The organism is Streptomyces sp. NPDC088554, assembly GCF_044752945.1.
Classification (GTDB): Bacteria; Actinomycetota; Actinomycetes; order Streptomycetales; family Streptomycetaceae; genus Streptomyces.
In genome coordinates this window covers 33584-50029 of the sequence record NZ_JBIVMF010000022.1, presented here as the reverse complement: position 1 = coordinate 50029, position 16446 = coordinate 33584, and the positions used below count along the sequence as shown (strand labels likewise).

The 16446-nt window shown below is 70.0% G+C and carries 13 protein-coding genes; 5 read left to right on the top strand and 8 right to left on the bottom strand.

Translation table 11 applies throughout. From position 1 onward, the window contains the following. Nucleotides 1-97: 97 nt before the first annotated feature. Nucleotides 98-1570: a family 43 glycosylhydrolase gene (locus ACIP8W_RS24160; RefSeq protein ID WP_401956352.1), complete on the bottom strand. Its 1473-nt coding sequence runs from the start codon at nucleotides 1568-1570 to the stop codon at nucleotides 98-100. Nucleotides 1571-2161: 591 nt separating this feature from the next. Here ACIP8W_RS24160 and ACIP8W_RS24155 point away from each other — a divergent pair. Continuing rightward, nucleotides 2162-2479, top strand: coding sequence for a hypothetical protein (locus ACIP8W_RS24155; protein WP_402204593.1), 318 nt, complete (start codon nucleotides 2162-2164; stop codon nucleotides 2477-2479). A 49-nt stretch (nucleotides 2480-2528) separates the two neighbouring features. On the opposite strand, the gene ACIP8W_RS24150 is transcribed toward ACIP8W_RS24155, so the two are convergent. Beyond that, the gene (locus ACIP8W_RS24150; protein WP_401956350.1) at nucleotides 2529-4034 is read right to left on the bottom strand and encodes an alpha-N-arabinofuranosidase; all 1506 of its coding nucleotides are present in this window, start codon (nucleotides 4032-4034) and stop codon (nucleotides 2529-2531) included. Nucleotides 4035-4428: 394 nt separating this feature from the next. Next, nucleotides 4429-5445, bottom strand: a complete 1017-nt coding sequence (locus ACIP8W_RS24145; protein ID WP_401956349.1) for an NADP-dependent oxidoreductase — start codon at nucleotides 5443-5445, stop codon at nucleotides 4429-4431. Nucleotides 5446-5540: 95 nt separating this feature from the next. Here ACIP8W_RS24145 and ACIP8W_RS24140 point away from each other — a divergent pair, with 95 nt between their 5' ends. Then, a complete protein-coding gene (locus ACIP8W_RS24140) occupies nucleotides 5541-5975 on the top strand; it encodes a MarR family winged helix-turn-helix transcriptional regulator (RefSeq protein WP_401956348.1) in 435 nt (144 codons plus the stop codon). A gap of 148 nt (nucleotides 5976-6123) precedes the next feature. Here the strand turns inward: ACIP8W_RS24140 and ACIP8W_RS24135 are convergent, their stop codons facing one another. Beyond that, nucleotides 6124-7044, bottom strand: a complete 921-nt coding sequence (locus ACIP8W_RS24135) for a hypothetical protein (RefSeq protein WP_402204590.1) — start codon at nucleotides 7042-7044, stop codon at nucleotides 6124-6126. A gap of 93 nt (nucleotides 7045-7137) precedes the next feature. Here ACIP8W_RS24135 and ACIP8W_RS24130 point away from each other — a divergent pair, with 93 nt between their 5' ends. The 3 genes from ACIP8W_RS24130 (at nucleotide 7138) to ACIP8W_RS24120 (ending at nucleotide 10648) form a co-directional block, all read left to right on the top strand. After that, nucleotides 7138-7722: a hypothetical protein gene (locus ACIP8W_RS24130; protein WP_401956346.1), complete on the top strand. Its 585-nt coding sequence runs from the start codon at nucleotides 7138-7140 to the stop codon at nucleotides 7720-7722. 215 nt (nucleotides 7723-7937) lie between these two features. Next, nucleotides 7938-8981 (top strand): rod shape-determining protein, encoded by a 1044-nt coding sequence (locus tag ACIP8W_RS24125; RefSeq protein ID WP_401956345.1) that lies wholly within the window; start codon nucleotides 7938-7940, stop codon nucleotides 8979-8981. A gap of 56 nt (nucleotides 8982-9037) precedes the next feature. After that, a complete protein-coding gene (locus ACIP8W_RS24120) occupies nucleotides 9038-10648 on the top strand; it encodes a GAF domain-containing protein (RefSeq protein WP_401956453.1) in 1611 nt (536 codons plus the stop codon). A 203-nt stretch (nucleotides 10649-10851) separates the two neighbouring features. Here ACIP8W_RS24120 and ACIP8W_RS24115 read toward each other — a convergent pair whose 3' ends face one another. The 4 genes from ACIP8W_RS24115 to ACIP8W_RS24100 all read right to left on the bottom strand — a co-directional run bounded on the left by ACIP8W_RS24115 (nucleotide 10852) and on the right by ACIP8W_RS24100 (nucleotide 16163). Continuing rightward, a complete protein-coding gene (locus ACIP8W_RS24115; protein WP_401956344.1) occupies nucleotides 10852-11307 on the bottom strand; it encodes a lamin tail domain-containing protein in 456 nt (151 codons plus the stop codon). A gap of 183 nt (nucleotides 11308-11490) precedes the next feature. Continuing rightward, complete coding sequence (locus ACIP8W_RS24110) at nucleotides 11491-11634, bottom strand: hypothetical protein (protein ID WP_401956343.1); 144 nt, start codon at nucleotides 11632-11634, stop codon at nucleotides 11491-11493. Between the two features lie 57 nt (nucleotides 11635-11691). Next, on the bottom strand, nucleotides 11692-12684 hold the full coding sequence (locus ACIP8W_RS24105) for a hypothetical protein (RefSeq protein ID WP_402153510.1): 993 nt from the start codon (nucleotides 12682-12684) through the stop codon (nucleotides 11692-11694). Between the two features lie 161 nt (nucleotides 12685-12845). After that, nucleotides 12846-16163 carry a S8 family peptidase gene (locus tag ACIP8W_RS24100; protein WP_402204588.1) on the bottom strand — a complete coding sequence of 1106 codons (3318 nt, stop codon included), beginning with the start codon at nucleotides 16161-16163 and terminating at the stop codon, nucleotides 12846-12848. Between the last annotated feature and the right edge of the window lie 283 nt (nucleotides 16164-16446).

Genomic DNA, 16446 nt, shown 5'->3' with positions numbered 1-16446 from the left:
GAAGGCCGAGGACGCGAGAACGGCCGGGCCACTCGCCAGGGAGCGGCCCGCGACACCCACTCGTTCGGCCGGCCTCGGACCGGGCCTCGGACCGGTCTCAGACCGGCCTCAACTGCCACTGCTGGCAGGTGTTGTCGAGCCACGCCCACTGCCGTACGTCCGCCCCGTCGGCAGAGGAACAGTCGGCGACATCCGCGACCTTGCCACTGCGGGCGCCCACGATCCGTACCCAGCCGCCCTGATCGGTGACGACGAACCGGAAGGTCTGGCAGATCGTGTCGAGCCAGGACCACTGGCGCAGATCGGCGCCGTCCGCGACGGAGCAGTCCGCCGTGTCCAGCACCTTTCCACCGGCGACATTGACCAGTCGGCTGGTGTCGTCGCCCAGGTCCTCGATCCGCCAGCGCTGGCTGGTACCACCGTCACAGGCCCACTGGCGGACGTTGGCACCGTCCGCCGTCGAACCACCTTCCACATCAAGGCACTTGCCGCTGTTGCGGTTCACCAGGGTGTAGGCGGTGGGGGTGGTCGCGCTCTCCCCGGCGGGCCCGGGAAGTGTGGCGCCGAGGGCGACCGGGGTGCCGAAATCCGGTGTGCCGTCGGCCTTCCAGGTGAACTTCTGGGCCCGGGTGGTGCGGCCGTTGTCACAGCCGTCGCCCACCGCGTCATTGGCGTGGTAGACGATCCAGCTCTCGGTCCCGTCCGGTGAGGTGAAGAACCCGCTGTGACCGGGGCCGTAGACCCGCGCCGAGTCGTTCCGGCCGAAGACGGGCGTGGCCTTCTTCGTCCAGGCCGCCGCGCTCAGCGGATCTCCTCCGGTGTAGGTGAGCTGCCCCAGGGTGTAATCGGGCGTCCAGCAGCCACTGGCCGAGTAGATGACGAAGACCTTCCCGCCGCGCCGCAGGATCTCCGGCCCCTCGTTGACCGGGGCACCCGACCTCTCCCAGCCATGGGTGGGGGTGGAGATGGTCGAGAAACCGCCGCTGAGTGTGTACGGGTTGCTCATCGGGGCGATGACCAGGTTCTGCGTACCGCCACCGCTCGCACTGCCCAGCAGATACAGATCACCGTTGAGCGCCAGCGGCGTGGCGTCGAGCATCCAGCCACCGCCGAGCTGGTTCCGGTAGGTGTACGGGCCCATCGGATCGCTGCCCGCGCTCTCCAGCACATGGACGCGCTGGGTGGGGTTGTAGTCGACGATGCCCTGGCCCGCCACGTAGTACAGATACCAGCGGCCGTTGAAGAAGTGCATCTCCGGCGCCCACATGTTGCAGCAGCGCGAGGAGGTGGAGTCGCTCCACACCCGGACACTCGGCGCGGCCGGGAGCCCGGCCAGGGTGGGCGACTTCCGCATGGTCAGCTCGGACGTCCAGGACGTGGTGATCAGGTAGTAAAGACCGTCGTGGTACTGGATCCAGGGGTCCGCCCCCTTCTGCGCCTTGACAGGATTGACATACGAACGCCCCTCCACCGCCCCCGCGGGCAGGACCGCGAAAGCGGCGAGCAGCAGGGCGAGCAGGGACAGCAGAAGAACCGGCGAGCGGCGCGCATGACGGTGAGCGCGCGTCATGACCGGTAGCCGGCGCAGGGACCGGGGATGGCGTGGAACGGACTTCTGCGGAAGGTGGTGCTCACACGGACTCTCCTGACGGTGTGGGGGGGCGGAAAGATCTGAGGGGATCAGAGGGCGTTCGGGATATCGAACTCCGCTCGCGGCTTCGAACCGGAAGTTAGAGTCGAAGCGCTTGCGCGTCAATGGTTCACGCGCACTTCCCTGACCTCATATGGCCTTTGAATTCACCGACTTGAAGTCCGCGAGGGCTTCCCCGCGTCAGTCCCGACCTTCACATGAACGACCTCTGGCAGCCGATGCCGACGTTCGCGCATCACATCAACCACGGGAGGGACAAGAGGAAGTAAAACTCGTACGAAGCTCTCCTCCCTCCGGGCCGACTCACGCCTCATCCGCGTGAGGCCGCGAGCGCGTACGTGTACGCGTACGCGTACGCGTCGAGGACACCTCAACCGGAGCCGGCGGAACGGCACTCCGGCCGACCAGCATCCATAGAGGCATCGGCTCTATCGCCCTACTACGGCCTGCTCGACGCCAAGCAGCGTTCCAGGTTCCAGGTTCCAGCGAGACTCCTCCACGACTTTCCGCATGGTCGGCGACCCGCATTCCAATGCACGCTTCCTGGCCATGGTCCTCTGCATGCCATGGACCCCGGCGGTGTTCATAGCCATAGGGATGAGCCGGGTCGAGACATGGCTCCTGGGTCACGGCTTCTACGCCGAATCACCGAGCTGGATGTTCGAACCGCTGTGGCTCGGATTCTGCGTCGTCGCCGCTTTTCTGAACGCACGCGTCATTTCCCGGCTCACCCGCCTGGAGGCGCGGCGTACAGGTACTTCGGGAAGAATCGTGCCGCTGGGACTTCTGGGATTCTTCGGCGTGATCATTCTGATTTTCCGCTGGTGACCGCCGGTCCCCGCCGGCCCCGGTTCGGGGCCGGCGGGGAGGCGTTCGATCAGGCCAGTCGGATCATGTTCCAGGAGAGCGGCTCCAGCGTCGCCTTCAGTACGCCGTCCGTCAGCGTCGCGTCCGCCCCCGCGTGCGGGGTGACGCGCTCCTGGTTCTCCAGGGTGTTCTTCGCCTCCGGGTCGGCGTCGGCGAGGACGCTGTGCTCGACCAGCGTCGTCAGGTCGAGACCGGAGAGCAGCACCTCCAGCGGCAGCGGCTCGGTCTGGCTGCGGTTGACGGCGAAGACCGTGACGGTGCCGTCCTCGGCCCGTACCGCCGTGGCGTGCAGCAGGTCGGCCTCGCCGTGCTTCTTCGTCTCGTGCGTCGGTGAGTCGACCCGTACGTCCAGGACCGTGCCCCGGCCGTACTTCGCGGCCTGCGCGAAGGGGAAGAAGGTGGTCTGCCGCCAGGCGGCGCCGCCCGGCTCGGTCATGATCGGCGCGATGACGTTGACCAGCTGGGCGAGGCAGGCCACCGCCACCCGGTCGGCGTGGCGCAGCAGGGCGATCAGCAGCGAGCCGAAGACGACGGCGTCGGTGACCGAGTAGACGTCCTCCAGGATGCGGGGCGCCTCCTGCCACTCCTCGACCTCGTGCGGGTTCGGCTCGTCCATGTACCAGACGTTCCACTCGTCGAAGGAGAGGTGGATCTTCTTCTTCGACTTGAGCCGGGCGCCGACGTAGTCGCAGGTCGCGACCACCTTCTCGATGAACGTCTCCATGTCCACCGCCGAGGCGAGGAAGGAGTCGCGGTCGCCGTCCGTCTCCCAGTAGTAGGCGTGCAGGGAGACGTAGTCGACGAGGTCGTACGTCTCGCCGAGAACCGTGGCCTCCCACTCGGCGAAGGTGTTCATGCCGGATCCGGAGGAGCCGCAGGCGACCAGTTCGACGCTGGGGTCGATCTGGCGCATCGCGCGCGCGGTCTCGGCGGCGACGCGCCCGTACTCCTCGGCGGTCTTGTGACCGGTCTGCCAGGGCCCGTCCATCTCGTTGCCGAGACACCACAGCTTGATGCCGTACGGGTCCTTGTCGCCGTGGGCGCGGCGGCGGTCGGACAGCTCGGTGCCGGCGGGGTGGTTGGCGTACTCCTGGAGCTCGATGGCCTCGGCCACCCCGCGCGTACCGAGGTTGACGGCCATCATCGGCTCGGCCTCGGGTCCCGCCTTGCGTACGAAGTCGATGAACTCGGCGAGCCCGAAGCGGTTGGACTCGGTGCTCTTCCACGCCAGGTCGAGCCGGCGCGGACGCTGGTCCACCGGGCCGACGCTGTCCTCCCAGCGGAAGCCCGAGACGAAGTTGCCGCCGGGGTAGCGGATGGCGGTGGGGCCGAGTTCACGGATGAGTTCGAGTACGTCCGTACGGAGACCGGCCTCGTCGGCGGTCGGGTGTCCCGGCTCATGGATACCGGTGTAGACACAGCGACCGAGGTGTTCGACGAAGGAGCCGAAGAGTCGGGGGTTCACCTCACCGACGGTGAAGTCGGGGTGCAGGGTGAAACGGGCGGATCGGGTCATGACTCCCTCAAAGGTGTGTGTCGACTGCGAGGACCATATGAAACACGGGCAGGAACGCGGAAGATAACGGCAACGGGAACGCGGAGGGGGGCGCGGAAGCGCTTCGACAGCACCTGCCATGAGTGGTGCCCACTGAAGGCCGCCCCCTTTCCCGTGTCGTCCCGCGTCCGCTTGTTCACACTCTTCACGTTCGATATACCGAACGACAGCCGCACCCTCGAACCAGGAACGTAAGGTCGAACACCGCGCACGTCAATGCCCTGCGGGAGTTTCGTCCGCGTGCGGGCACGACCGAGGGCCGCATCCCCCGGTTCGGGATGCGGCCCTCGGATCGCGCGTGTCGTGCACCTCGGGTCGCGCGCCTCGGGCACACGCCTCAGTCGGTACGGCGGTGTCAGCCGAGGCTGACGATCATCTTTCCGGTGTTGTCACCGCGCAGCACGCCGAGGAAGGCGTCGAAGCCCTTCTCGATGCTCTGGACCTCGGTGAAGTCGTACTTCAGTTCACCGGAGGCGAGCCAGCCGGTGACATCCTTGAAGAACTCCGGCTGAAGGTTGTAGTGGTCCGCGACCAGCATCCCCTGGAGGCGCAGACGCTTGCCGATGGCGAGGGCGAGGTTGCGCGGGCCCGGGGTCGGCTCGGTGTTGTTGTACTGGGCGATGGCACCGCAGAGGGTGGCCCGGCCGTTCTGGTTGAACGCGCCGATCGCGGCTTCGAGGTGGTCGCCGCCGACATTGTCGAAGTAGACGTCGATGCCGTCGGGCGCGGCCTCGGCGAGCAGGTCCTTGACGGAGCCCTTCTTGTAGTTGAAGGCCGCGTCGAAGCCGTACTCCTCGATGAGCAGCTTGACCTTCTCGTCGGAGCCCGCCGAGCCGATGACCCGGGAGGCGCCCTTGATCCTGGCCATCTGGCCGACCTGGTTGCCGACCGCGCCGGCCGCGCCGGAGACGAAGACGACGTCACCCTCCTTGAAGGACGCGGTCTCGAACAGTCCGGCGTACGCGGTGAGACCGGTCATGCCCAGGACCGCGAGGTAGGCGTGGAGCGGCGCGGCCGCGGCGTCGACCTTGATGGCCTTGTCGGCGGGCATCTCGGCGTACTCGCGCCAGCCCAGACCGTGCAGAACGTGGTCACCGACCGCGAAGCCCTCGGCGCCGGAGGCGATGACCTCGCCGACCGCGCCGCCGTCCATGGGCTGGTCCAGCTGGTACGGCGGGACGTACGACTTGACGTCGTTCATCCGGCCCCGCATGTACGGGTCCACCGAGAAGTGCAGGTTGCGGACGAGGATCCGGCCCTCACCCGGCTCGGTCACCGGAACCTCGCGCAGGGCGACGTCGCCCGGCTGGGGCCAGCCGTTGGGACGGGCTACGAGGTGCCAGGCGCGACCGGATGTGGGGAGTGTGGTCATGGTGCGGATCCTCCTCAGGAAAAAAGCTTCATCACCTGAAACAATAATGGCCCTGCATATTTCATGTTGTCAAGTAAATGGGTACGCTGATGTCCATGGCCACTCCGCACCCAGACCCGCTCACCCTCGAAGTCGTCGATCTCATCGGCAGCGTCGTGGCCCGCTTCTACGAGGGGTACGAGAGCGCTGCCGCCCAGCATTCACTGACCGGCGCGCAGGCGCGAGTGCTGAGACTGCTCGCCCTGGAACCCATGCCGATGCGCCGTATCGCGCAGGCGCTGAAGTGCGAGCCGTCCAATGTCACCGGCATCGTGGACCGGCTCGAAGCGCGCGGCCTGGTGGAGCGCCGCCCCGACCCGGCCGACCGCAGGGTGAAGCTCGCCGCCCCCACGGACGAGGGCCGGGTGACGGCGGCGCGGCTGCGGGAGTCACTGGGCTTCGCGGGCGCGCCGCTCGCCGGGCTGTCCGCCGAGGAGCGCGGGACGCTGCGCGATCTGCTGAAGCGGATGCTGGGCGAGAGCCCGGTCTGACCTGGGGCTGTTGGGCCGGTGGAGCCGTTAGGCCCTTGGGGCTGCCAGGCCCTTGGGGCTGTCAGGCCGGTGGGGCAGGTGGGTTCCGTGGGCCTGTTGGGCCTGTTGGGCCTGTTGGGCCTGTTGGGCCTCGGGCGCGCCGACAGCCTCAGGTGCACCACCAGAGGAAGCGCCTACAGGTCTCCGTCGGCTCGGGTTCGGGCTCGGGGTCCGGCTCGGGGTCGGCCGTGGGGTTCCCCGTAGGGGTCGGCGAGGCCGTGGCATCCGCCGTGGGCGTGCCCGTGGGCCCGTCGGGCCGCGCCGTGGCGCCGGGCTCCGGGGTGCCGGACGGGGCGGCGTCGTCACCGGCGCCCCTGCTCGTGCCCGTATCCGTACCGGTGTCTGCGCCTGCACCTGGATCCGTATCCGTACTCGCGTGTGCGCTTCCCTCGTCCGTGCCCGGCCCGGCGGTGGATGTCCCCGACACGGTCGGACCGTCCGCTCCGGCCGGGCCCGCCGGGCCTCTCGGGTCCGGCCCACCAGCGGCTCCGGACGGGGCGCCCGGGATCGGCGCGGGGGCGTCGGGCGCGGCGGGGCCGTCCGTGGCGTGGTATCCGCCGTCGAAATCGACGGCGGTGTCCTCCTTCACGAAGGCGGCGCCGTCGCGCCCGCCCGACTCCACTGCCAGCCGCGCCAGGCTCAGCGCGCCCATCGCGAACAGCACGCCGAGGGTGGCGATCAGCAGTCGGCGGCTCCGTTTACGACGTATCCGGCGGCTGCCACGGCCGCCGGTAGCGGTAGCCGCTGATGCGCGCTCGCGCCTTCGCCTGCCTCCGCGCCCGCGTTCATCTTCGGGCTCGCGTCCGCGTTCGAGCAGCAGCTCGCCTTCCAGCGGGTCCAGCGGGACCGCCGGCTCCGCTCGCTCTTCGCGCTCCGCGCGCGGTCCGTGATCGCTGCCGTCCGGGTGACGATCGTGTCGCACCCCGGACGTAACAGGATTTCCCGGCCGCAGCTCCTCTGCGGGGGTGCCGCATCCGGCGCAGGTCAGCGCGCCGTTGAGGTGCCGTCGGCACTGATCGCAGTAGTCCATGGGGACCGCAGATTATGCGGGAGCGGAACAAAGTGGATGGCGAGGCTGTGAGGATCTTGTGTGGGGTGGTCTATTCCAGGCCAGGATGGCCACATGACGTCCATTGGGCCATGCGGGCCTCTCGCGTTCCAGCTCGTACTGCTGCGCCGAATGGCTGACCATCAGCCCGGCCTGGTCGAGGACGCCCGCCGGGAGCTGGGGGCCTCCCGGACCGATATGCGCGAGGCCAACCGGCGCTGGCAGGCGATGGCGCGCTCCCCGCGTGCGCGCGGCGCCCTCGACCGCTACCGTTCCGCGCTCGGCGCGCCGGAGCGCACCACCCGGCGGACGATCGGCGATCTGGAGTGCGACGCCCTGCTGTGGCCCGTACCCCTCTGGCCTGATCTGCGCTTCGAGGTGCTGGTCGCGCCGGGCGGAGCCGTATGGAACGAATGGCTGGTACGGGCACCCGGCGCGCCCGCGCCCCGGCTGCGTACGGCCGAGGACCTGCGTCCCTGGTCCTGCACCGCCGACGAGGTGGCTCGCGCCTTCCCGCCCGCGCGCCCGCTGGAGGGCACCGCGCCGACCCGGCTGGGGCTGGCGTTCACCCTGCCGGACGACGGGGAGGCGGTCGCGGAGTTCACCTGGGGGCTGCTCCAGCGGTGGTCACCGTCACCGGCGCCTCCGCCGCGGCGCTGAGCCCGCCGCCGCCCACACCCCCGAGCCGTCACCGGGGCCTCCCCTACGGGTCCGGTCCCGCCGGGCCGGATACGTCGTCCGGATACGCGTACCGCGTCGTCCTGCCCGTACGGCGCAACCCAGCGGGCACGGTGGTGGGGCGGGGCGGCAAGATGCGAAGAGGGTGGGCAGCCGCCGGCCCTCTCCGCACTTCAGCGCTCTCGGGAGAACCTGCCGTGACCGTCAGTCTTGAGCAGTTGCGCCGTTGCCACATCGCCGTCGATCTGGGGGCCGCCAGGACCCGGGTCTTCGTGAAGGGGGCCGGGCTCGTCGTGGACGAGCCGAGTGTCGCCGCCGTGAACACCCGTACCGGCGCGCTCATCGCCGTCGGCGCGCTCGCCGAACAGATGACGGGCCGCACCCCCGACTACATCCGGGTCGCCCGTCCCGTCACCGGCGGCACCGTCGTCGATGTCGAGATGGCCCAGCGTATGCTGCGCCATCTCCTCGGCGACAAACTCCGCCGCCAGTTGCGCCGCAACTTCCGGCTGCGGGCCGCCGCCTGCACACCGTACGACAGCGATCCGCTCGCCCAACGGGCCGCCGTGGAGACCCTCGTCGGGCTCGGGGCGCGGCGGGTCGAGCTGGTGGACACACTGATCGCCGCCGCCGTCGGCTGCGGACTGCCGGTGGAACAGCCCACCGCCACCATGATCATGGTGTGCGGCGCGGCGACCACCCAGGTCGCGGTGCTCTCGCTCGGGTCGATCGTCACCGCGCAGCGGATCCCTATCGGCGGCAACGCCATCGATCACGCGGTGATCCAACACCTGCGCCACCAGCACGAGTTGATGCTGCCCAGCCAGTCGGTGCGCCCGCTCCAACTGGCGCTCAGCAGCAACGGCCTCACCCCGCACGGTCCCACCCAGACCGAGATCCACGGCCGGGACGTGGCGACCGGCATCGCCCGTTCGGTGCTGGTGGACACCGCCGCCGTACGCGACGCGATCTACACACCGCTGACGGCGGTGCTCGACGGCATCGGCAAGGTGCTGCGCGACTGCCCGCCCGATCTGGTGGCCGACCTCGCGGACCGCGGGATCACGATGGTCGGCGGGAGCGCGCTGCTGCCGGGGCTCGACCAGATGCTGCGCAACGCGACGGGCATGCCGGTGACCATCGCGGAACGGCCCGACATCTGCGCCGTACTCGGTCTCGGGGAGATGCTGGAAGGCAGAGTCCAGCCCATGGTCCTGAACCCACTGGCCAACGCGCGCTGACCCGCCGAGTGAGCAGGGGATCCGAAGGCGGTGGCGCGCCCGGGGACCGGCTGCCCATGCTGCTGGAGGCGGTGCTCGGCATCGGTACGGATCTCGGACTGCGCGACACACTCCAGCACGTGGTGGACACCGCCACCGAGCTGATCGGCGCGCGGTACGGCGCGCTCGGCGTCGTCGACCTCGAACGCGGCGGGCTGACCGAGCTGTTCACCGCCGGGATGAGCGACGCCGTCCGGCAGCGCATCGGGCGGCTCCCCGACGGGCACACCGGACTCCTCGGGGCGCTCATCGACGGTTCCGGACCGCTGCGGCTGGACGATCTGACCGCCGACCCCCGCTCGTCCGGGATGCCGCCGACCCATCCCCCGATGCGCTCCTTCCTCGGCGTCCCGGTGCAGTTGGACGCCGAGGTGTTCGGCAACCTCTATCTGACGGAGAAGCGGACCGGCACCTTCACCGAGCAGGACCGGAGCATGCTGCGGGTGCTCGCCTCGCAGGCCGCGGGCGCGCTCGGCACCGCGCGGCTGTACGGAACGGCCCGGCAGCGCGAGCGGTGGATCGAGGGGGCCGCCGCCGTCACCAACGCGCTGCTGACCGGCCGGAACGCGGCCGACGCGCTGATGACCGTGGCCGAGTCCGCCCGGGTACTCGCCGACGCGCACGCGGGGGTGGTGCTCCAGCCCAACGCCGAGGGCGGGATGGAGGTCGTCGCCGCGTCCGCGGCCGACGACCCGGGCGGCATCGTCGGTACGACCATCGCCCCCGGCTCCCCCGTACTCGTACAACTCCTGGGTGGGGAACCGGTGTTCATCGAGGACTCGTCGACCGATCCCCGGATGACCACGCGTGTACGGTCGCGGTTCGGCCCGAGCATGATGCTGCCGCTGCAGAGCGGCGGCAAGCTGATCGGCACACTGGCCCTGCCCCGCCGGATCGGCGGCCGTCCGTACCGCGCGGTGGACCGGCTGCTGGCCACGCAGTTCGCCTCACAGGCGGCGCTCGCGCTGGTGCTCGCGGACTCGCGGCACGACCGGGAGCGGCTCGCGGTGTACGAGGACCGCGACCGGATCGCCCGCGATCTGCACGATCTGGTCGTCCAACGGCTGTTCGCCACCGAGATGATGCTGGAATCGACCCGCCGGCGGGCGGCGGAGAGTGAGCGGGGGGCAGAGAGCAAACGGGGGACGGGGAGCGACGCATCGGGCAACGACACGTCGGGCAACGGCCTTTCGCTGGAGGGGTTGTTGGGGAAGGCCGTGGACGAACTGGACTCCACGATCCAGGAGGTGCGCACCACGATCTTCGCCCTCCAGCAGCCCCCCTCCGAGGGCCCGGCGGGCATCCGCGGCAAGGTGCTCCGCGAGACGGGCGACGCGGCGGCACTGCTGGGCTTCCGCCCCTCCGTGCGGTTCACGGGCGCGGTCGACACACTCGTCGGCGACTCCCCTGGCCGGGAGTTGCTGGCCGCCCTGCGCGGCGCGCTCGCGGCGGCGCACAGACGGGCGGGGGTGACACGGATCGAGGTGGAGGTCGACGCGACGGCACGGCTGGCGGACGGGCGCGACGGGGTACGGCTGGTGGTGACGGACGACGGGCCTCGCGAGGAGGACGCGGAGGGTGCGAGGAGCGGGCGGGGAACGACGGTGCGGTGGGAGGCGCCCAGGTAACTTCCCTACGAGCGAACGGACATGAGGCGAGCCGCCGGCGATCGGGCCGGGACGCAGTCGGCGACGCGTCCCAGCGTGTCGAGGACCATCAGCGCGACCGGCCGCTGACGCCAACTCGACCGAGAGGTGACCGGCACCTCGCTCCTCACCCCTCGCTCCTCGCCCCTTGTCTCAAGGCGGGCTGCGGGTGCCGGCCCACTCGGTCAGCACATCTTGTAGCTGGCCTTGCTGTTGTTGTACGAGCAGGTGTCAGCCTTGGCGCCGTCGGCCTTCTTCAGGGTCGCCGTGTCCTTGTCGTTGTTCCACACGTAGGCCCCCCGGTTCTGGTAGCGGTTGGCCGCGGTGTCCTTGCCCTTGCCGGTGCGCACGGTGACCGTCTTGCCCTTGCCCAGGCTGTACGTACCGAAGGTGTACTTATGGTTCGACGCGTCGACCAGCACCCACCCCTTCAGGCTGACCGCCTTCGACGTCGTGTTCTTGATCTGCACGTACTCACCGTTGAGGCTCGCGTTGGAACGGTTGTCCGAGCCGGGGCTGTTGTAGTGGATCTTGTACAGGTGTACCGAGCCGGTGGCGGCCTGCGCCTGGGCGGGCAGCAGAACGGAACCGGCGAAGGCCGCCGCGACAGCGGCGGCGGCGAACGTACGGGCGTGACGCATGAATGTCCTCGATTTCGGGCCGGGCACCCCCCATTGGCAGCCCGGCAGACACTCAGCGTACGGACCACCCCCGCCTTTTAAAACTACTGTCGCGAAATAAGTTTATTGGTGGTAGTGGGTCGCGTGCGGCGAAGTACTGGGACCCACACCCTCACACACCCCACCCCACGCCCCCACCCCGTGTCACACACTCCGGTCGATGAGATACGGCAGCAGCGTGAGAATGTCGGCGGCGGCCGTTTCCAGCGCGCCGCCGTCCAGACAAGCGCGGGCGCTGTCCAGATGAAACCGGGCCTCGGCGGCGGGCCGGCCTAGCGACCGCCCCATGTGCCGCTGTCGGCCTCTGGCGTGACGGTGACACCGACGGGTCCGCGCCACGGCCGGTCAGATCCAGTCGCGTTGTGATGCGCGCCAGCCCAGCTGGATGCGGTTGTCGGCGCCTGCGAGGTCCATCAGGTGTCGGATTCTGCGGGTGACGGTGCGCAGGGATACGCCGAGCTTGTTGGCGACGGTGCGGTCGGTGAGGCCGGCCAGGAGGAGATCCAGGATCTTGGCGTCGAGCGGGGAGAGCCGGGCCGGGCCGGGGGTGGTGTCCGCGTAGTGTGTCGGTTCTTCGTCCGCGGCGCGGGGGCGCAGGGGGTAGGCGTCGGCCCAGGTCTTCTCGAAAAGGGTGACGAGTGGGCTCAGCAGGCCGCTGGAGCTGATCAGTACGGCTCGGGGTGTCTCCTGCGGGCCCGCGAGGAGTGGTACCAGTGCGATGGCGGAGTCCGCGATGACCAGGGAGACGGGCAGTTCGGCGACGATGGCGATTTCCTGGCCCCGGCCGAGGGCCTGGTCGATGTCGACGGTCGAGTCGGGGTCGGCCAGATACGACTGCTCGACGACCGTTCGCATACGTAACCCTCGTCCCGCGACGACGGGTTCGGCGGGGTTGTCCCTCGGGCCCACCGCGATCGGCGGTGTTTTGGTGAAGCCGCATATCTCGCGGTCGGCCGATTCCAGGATCTGGAGGAAGCGTCGGCTGATGGGTTGTAAGCCGGTCACGATCTCGATGAGGCCGCCCGTGTCGCGGCTGGCGGCGGCGCGGTGGCGTTCGGCCAATTCGGTGATGACCAGCTCGACTTGGCGCAGTTCGTCGCGCCGGGCGGCGAGCAGCGAACCGAGCGTAACAGTGGGTGGGCCGACAACGTGGCGGCCGGATTCGTCGGGTGCGGTGGTGACCAGCCCGTGGCGGGCGAGACCGCCGAGCGCTTCCGCGATGGCCTCCGGCGGGTGTTCCAGGGCGGCGCCGAGTCCGGCGGTAGTGGGTTCGCCGCGGTCGACGAGGTGTTGGTAGACGTCCTCCTCGACGGGGGTCAGGCCGAGACCAGCCAGCACGGGGCCTGCCCTCCTTCCGGTCGGCATCAGATGGATCAGCACAGCGTATGCCTCCTGATGCCGACCGGAACGGCCTGCCGGAACGGCGTCCGGTCCGGCCTTTCCCTCTCCGGGGGCGGGACCGGACCGGATATGGCCGTGATATTGGCCGTGCTGGGTGGTCAGTTGTCGAGCGGGGTGACCTTGAAGGCGCGGATGATCGTCTGCTCGGACGTGTTCCCCTCGCCGTCCGCCGCCTTGGCGCGCAGTGACACGGAGCGCGCGTCGGCGGAGGGCCGCAGCAGGATGCGGCCCGCGGACGCGCGGACGCGCTGCCAGCTCTTGCCCTCGTCGTACGAGACGTCCACGGCGAGGGAGCGCACACCTCCGCGGGCTCCTTCGACGGTGACCGGCACCAGCACCGGCCGGCCCGCCGGTGCGCTGGTGTCCGTCGCGAGGCGTGGCGCGTACCGGATGTTCAGCAGGGGGATCCGCTGGGTGCCGGACACGACCGTGGCGGAGCGGAAGGTCCAGGTGGCGGTGGTCCGGGTGGAGACGTTGGTGTACTGGGTGTGTTGGTTCAGGTCGGCGGACAGTGTGTAGCCGGCGTCACCGGAGGGGACGGTGACACTGCGGATGGAGGGGGGAGCGGCGGTGTCGAGCACGGTGGCACCGTCGGCCACGAGCGTGGTACGGGCACTGCCGCCGAAGCGCAGGCCCGTGCTGCCGGGGTGGCCGGTGCCGTCGGTGTGGAGGGGCAGGGCCATGTTGAGGATGTTCCCGGTACGGAAGAGCCCCCAGCCGTCGCCGCCGAAGCTGCCCCTGCCTTCCGACAGGCCGAGTCCGGGGCCGAAGATGCCCACTCCGTAGCTGGTCCGGTAGGTCCGGCCGGGCCGGTAACGCCGTTCCGGGCTGTGGTATCTGGCCTCTTCGCGCAGTGTCGCGCTGTCCTGCGTGACGATGAAGCCCCAGGACACACCGGCCTCCGTGTTGACGTAGTCGGTCTGCACACGGGGCAGGGCGGTGGTGCTGCGCAGCGCGACACCCGCGGAGCTCATACCGTCCGTCGCGTACGGAACCGCCGTGATCTGCGCCTGTTTGTCCGCGACGGAGGCGGCGAGGGTGCTGTCGATCCTGGCCAGGCCGCCACGGGTGACGTGCCGGGCGAGCCCGGCGTTCACCTTGTCCGGCAGCGTATAGGCGAGGCGGTACTGCGGAGTGTCGTTGGCGGTGCTGTCCGTGGGCCGGGTCCACACTCCGCCGATCATCGCCTGGAGCGATCCGGTGGTGGCGGAGCCGCCGATCTGCGCGAACGAGAGCGTGTTGAGCGAGCCCAGCCACGATGACGTCAGCCTGCCCTGCCCGTTGCCGAGGGTCCTCCGGACGGCCAGCACACCGGATGCCTGGGCGACCTGGGCATCGGGCAGTGTGACGCTGATCGGCTCGGCGTCGCGGGCGTCGAGCGTCAGGGAGGTGTCCTGGTCCAGGACGAGTTCGGGCTGGTAGAGGACGGCCCGCAGGTAACCACCGTTGGCCTGACGGGTGAGGACGGTGGTGCTGAGGTGATACGTGCCGGGAGGAACACGCATCACCGAGGTGCCGTTGGACTGGGTGGTGGGCGAGTACATGGCGCCGGTAGTGATGTCGTAGAGCGAATCCCCGGCCCCGGGCGCCGGGAGGTTTCCGTCCGCCCCGATGTGATGAAGCGTCAGTTCGTATGTCTCGCTCTCCCGGAGGGTGCCGAGCGGGGTGCGGGCGACGGCGGTGGATCCCGTGGCCGCGGTGACCGAGCCGGACAGCTGGCCGGTGACCGAGCCGCCCCGGGTGTCGGAGGCGACGGTGGCGGTCGCGGTGCCACCGGCCGGGACAGTGACACGCTCCGGGGACACGGTGAACGTACGGTCGTCGACCGGCTTGCCCGCGCGGTCGGTCGTCGAGGCGGTCAGGTCGAGTACGAGGTCCTGGTCACCGCCGTTGCGGTACGTCAGGGTCCTGGTGACCGGCGCGCCATCGTGCGGGTAGGCGGCGAACCCGAACGACAGCGAGGCGGGCTCGCTGGTCAGCCGCTGGCCGATCGCGGCGGCGACGTCTATCCGGCCGGCGCCCTGCTGGAACGCGCCCTGACCGGCGCTGGGCCGGGCCGAGGACATCAGTGTGTTCTTCAGCTGCGCGCCGGACCAGTCGGGGTGTGCGCCCGCCAGGAGCGCCGCCGCCCCGGCGACATGCGGTGTGGCCATCGACGTACCCGAAGCCGAGGTGTGGTTGTCGTCGACCGGACCGTCGCCCGGCTGCACACAACTGTCCTGGCACAACGCCGTACCGGCCGCACGAACTGCCACGATCCGCACACCGGGGGCGGTGACGTCGGGTTTGACGGCGCTGTCGCCCACCCGGGGTCCGGTGCTGGAGAACGAGGCCAGGGCGTCCGCGTCATCGACGGCGCCCACCGTCAGCGCGGCGTCCGCGCTGCCCGGACTGCCGACCGTACTGTCGCCGTTCCTGCCTTCGTTGCCCGCGGCGACGACGAACAGTGTGCCGTGCTCGGCGGAGAGCTCGTTGACCGCGGCTTCGAGGGGGTCGGTCTCCGGGGCGTCCGGGCCGCCCAGGCTCATGTTGACGACCTTCGCGCCCTGGTCGACGGCCCACTGCATCCCCGCCAGGATGTCCGAATAGCTGCCGCTGCCCTGGTCGCCCAGCACCTTGCCGTTCAGCAGGCCGGCATCGGGGGCAACTCCTTTGTACATACCACCGGACGCGGCACCACTGCCCATGATGGTCGACGCCACGTGGGTCCCGTGCCCGTGGCGGTCGATCGCGTCAGCGGTGCCGGTGAAGTTCTTCTGGCCGACGATCCTGCCCGCCAGGTCCGGGTGGCCGCTGTCGATACCGGTGTCCAGCACGGCCACCTTGACGCCCTTGCCGGTGTGACCGGCCGCCCACGCGCTCGGTGCCCCGATCTGCGGCACACTGCGGTCCAGCGTGGCCTTCACCGTACCGTCGAGCCAGATCTTCCGGACCCCGGCCGCCGTGGAGCGCTGCCCGTCCGCCGAGCGGGCGGCGGGCGGGCTGGTCAGGGTCCGCCACAGCTCACCGGCCGCCTCCCTGTTGACCTCGACAGCGGCGCCCCGGACGGCCGGAAGCCTCTTCGTGACGGCGGTTCCCTCGGGAACGGGCCGCGATCCCAGGCGAGTTGCGGAGAAGGAGGCGGAAGTGTCCCCGCCGATGATCAGTGGGAGCTTGCGGACCGTGCCGCCGCGGACCACGTCGCCGTACCCTCCGTCCAGCAGGGCCTTCAGGTCGAACAGGCGACGGTCCACGGTGCCCCGCGCGATCAACCGCTCCGCGTCCGTGGGGATCACGTACAGGTGCTCGCCGGAGTCCTCGACCCGGAACCCGACATCCTCACGGCCCTCGGCGGGACTGGCCGACACAACACTGTCATCCGGACCCACGAGGAACCGGTCCCCGGTGATCAGCGTCACCGCCCGGCCCTCGGGCACGCCGCGCGGCTTCGGGGCAACATCCGTAGAGGATACGGCTGTTGATGACAGTGCGGTGCTTGAGGGCAGTGCGACGGTTGGGGGCGTCGACACCACGATGGCCAACGCCGTACAGGACGTCGCACAGACGACCCGCAGTATCCGCAGGGATATCACTCGTCGGCCTCCGTAGCGAATGAAGGGGTGGGACACGCGACAAGATGGCAGACGGGTGAACCCGCGGGAACAGAGCGAGATGGCTTGTCTGCGCCATGGCGCAGACAAGCCACTCCACGGGCCCCAC

What these genes read in the sequence shown, in the direction of transcription:
- ACIP8W_RS24120 (WP_401956453.1), top strand. Translation starts at nt 9,038, where the DNA reads ATGCTGCTGGAGGCGGTGCTCGGCATCGGTACGGATCTCGGACTGCGC.
- ACIP8W_RS24150 (WP_401956350.1), bottom strand. Translation starts at nt 4,034, where the DNA reads ATGACCCGATCCGCCCGTTTCACCCTGCACCCCGACTTCACCGTCGGT.
- ACIP8W_RS24115 (WP_401956344.1), bottom strand. Translation starts at nt 11,307, where the DNA reads ATGCGTCACGCCCGTACGTTCGCCGCCGCCGCTGTCGCGGCGGCCTTC.
- ACIP8W_RS24145 (WP_401956349.1), bottom strand. Translation starts at nt 5,445, where the DNA reads ATGACCACACTCCCCACATCCGGTCGCGCCTGGCACCTCGTAGCCCGT.
- ACIP8W_RS24155 (WP_402204593.1), top strand. Translation starts at nt 2,162, where the DNA reads ATGGTCGGCGACCCGCATTCCAATGCACGCTTCCTGGCCATGGTCCTC.
- ACIP8W_RS24160 (WP_401956352.1), bottom strand. Translation starts at nt 1,570, where the DNA reads ATGACGCGCGCTCACCGTCATGCGCGCCGCTCGCCGGTTCTTCTGCTG.
- ACIP8W_RS24130 (WP_401956346.1), top strand. Translation starts at nt 7,138, where the DNA reads ATGACGTCCATTGGGCCATGCGGGCCTCTCGCGTTCCAGCTCGTACTG.
- ACIP8W_RS24140 (WP_401956348.1), top strand. Translation starts at nt 5,541, where the DNA reads ATGGCCACTCCGCACCCAGACCCGCTCACCCTCGAAGTCGTCGATCTC.
- ACIP8W_RS24110 (WP_401956343.1), bottom strand. Translation starts at nt 11,634, where the DNA reads ATGGGGCGGTCGCTAGGCCGGCCCGCCGCCGAGGCCCGGTTTCATCTG.
- ACIP8W_RS24135 (WP_402204590.1), bottom strand. Translation starts at nt 7,044, where the DNA reads ATGGACTACTGCGATCAGTGCCGACGGCACCTCAACGGCGCGCTGACC.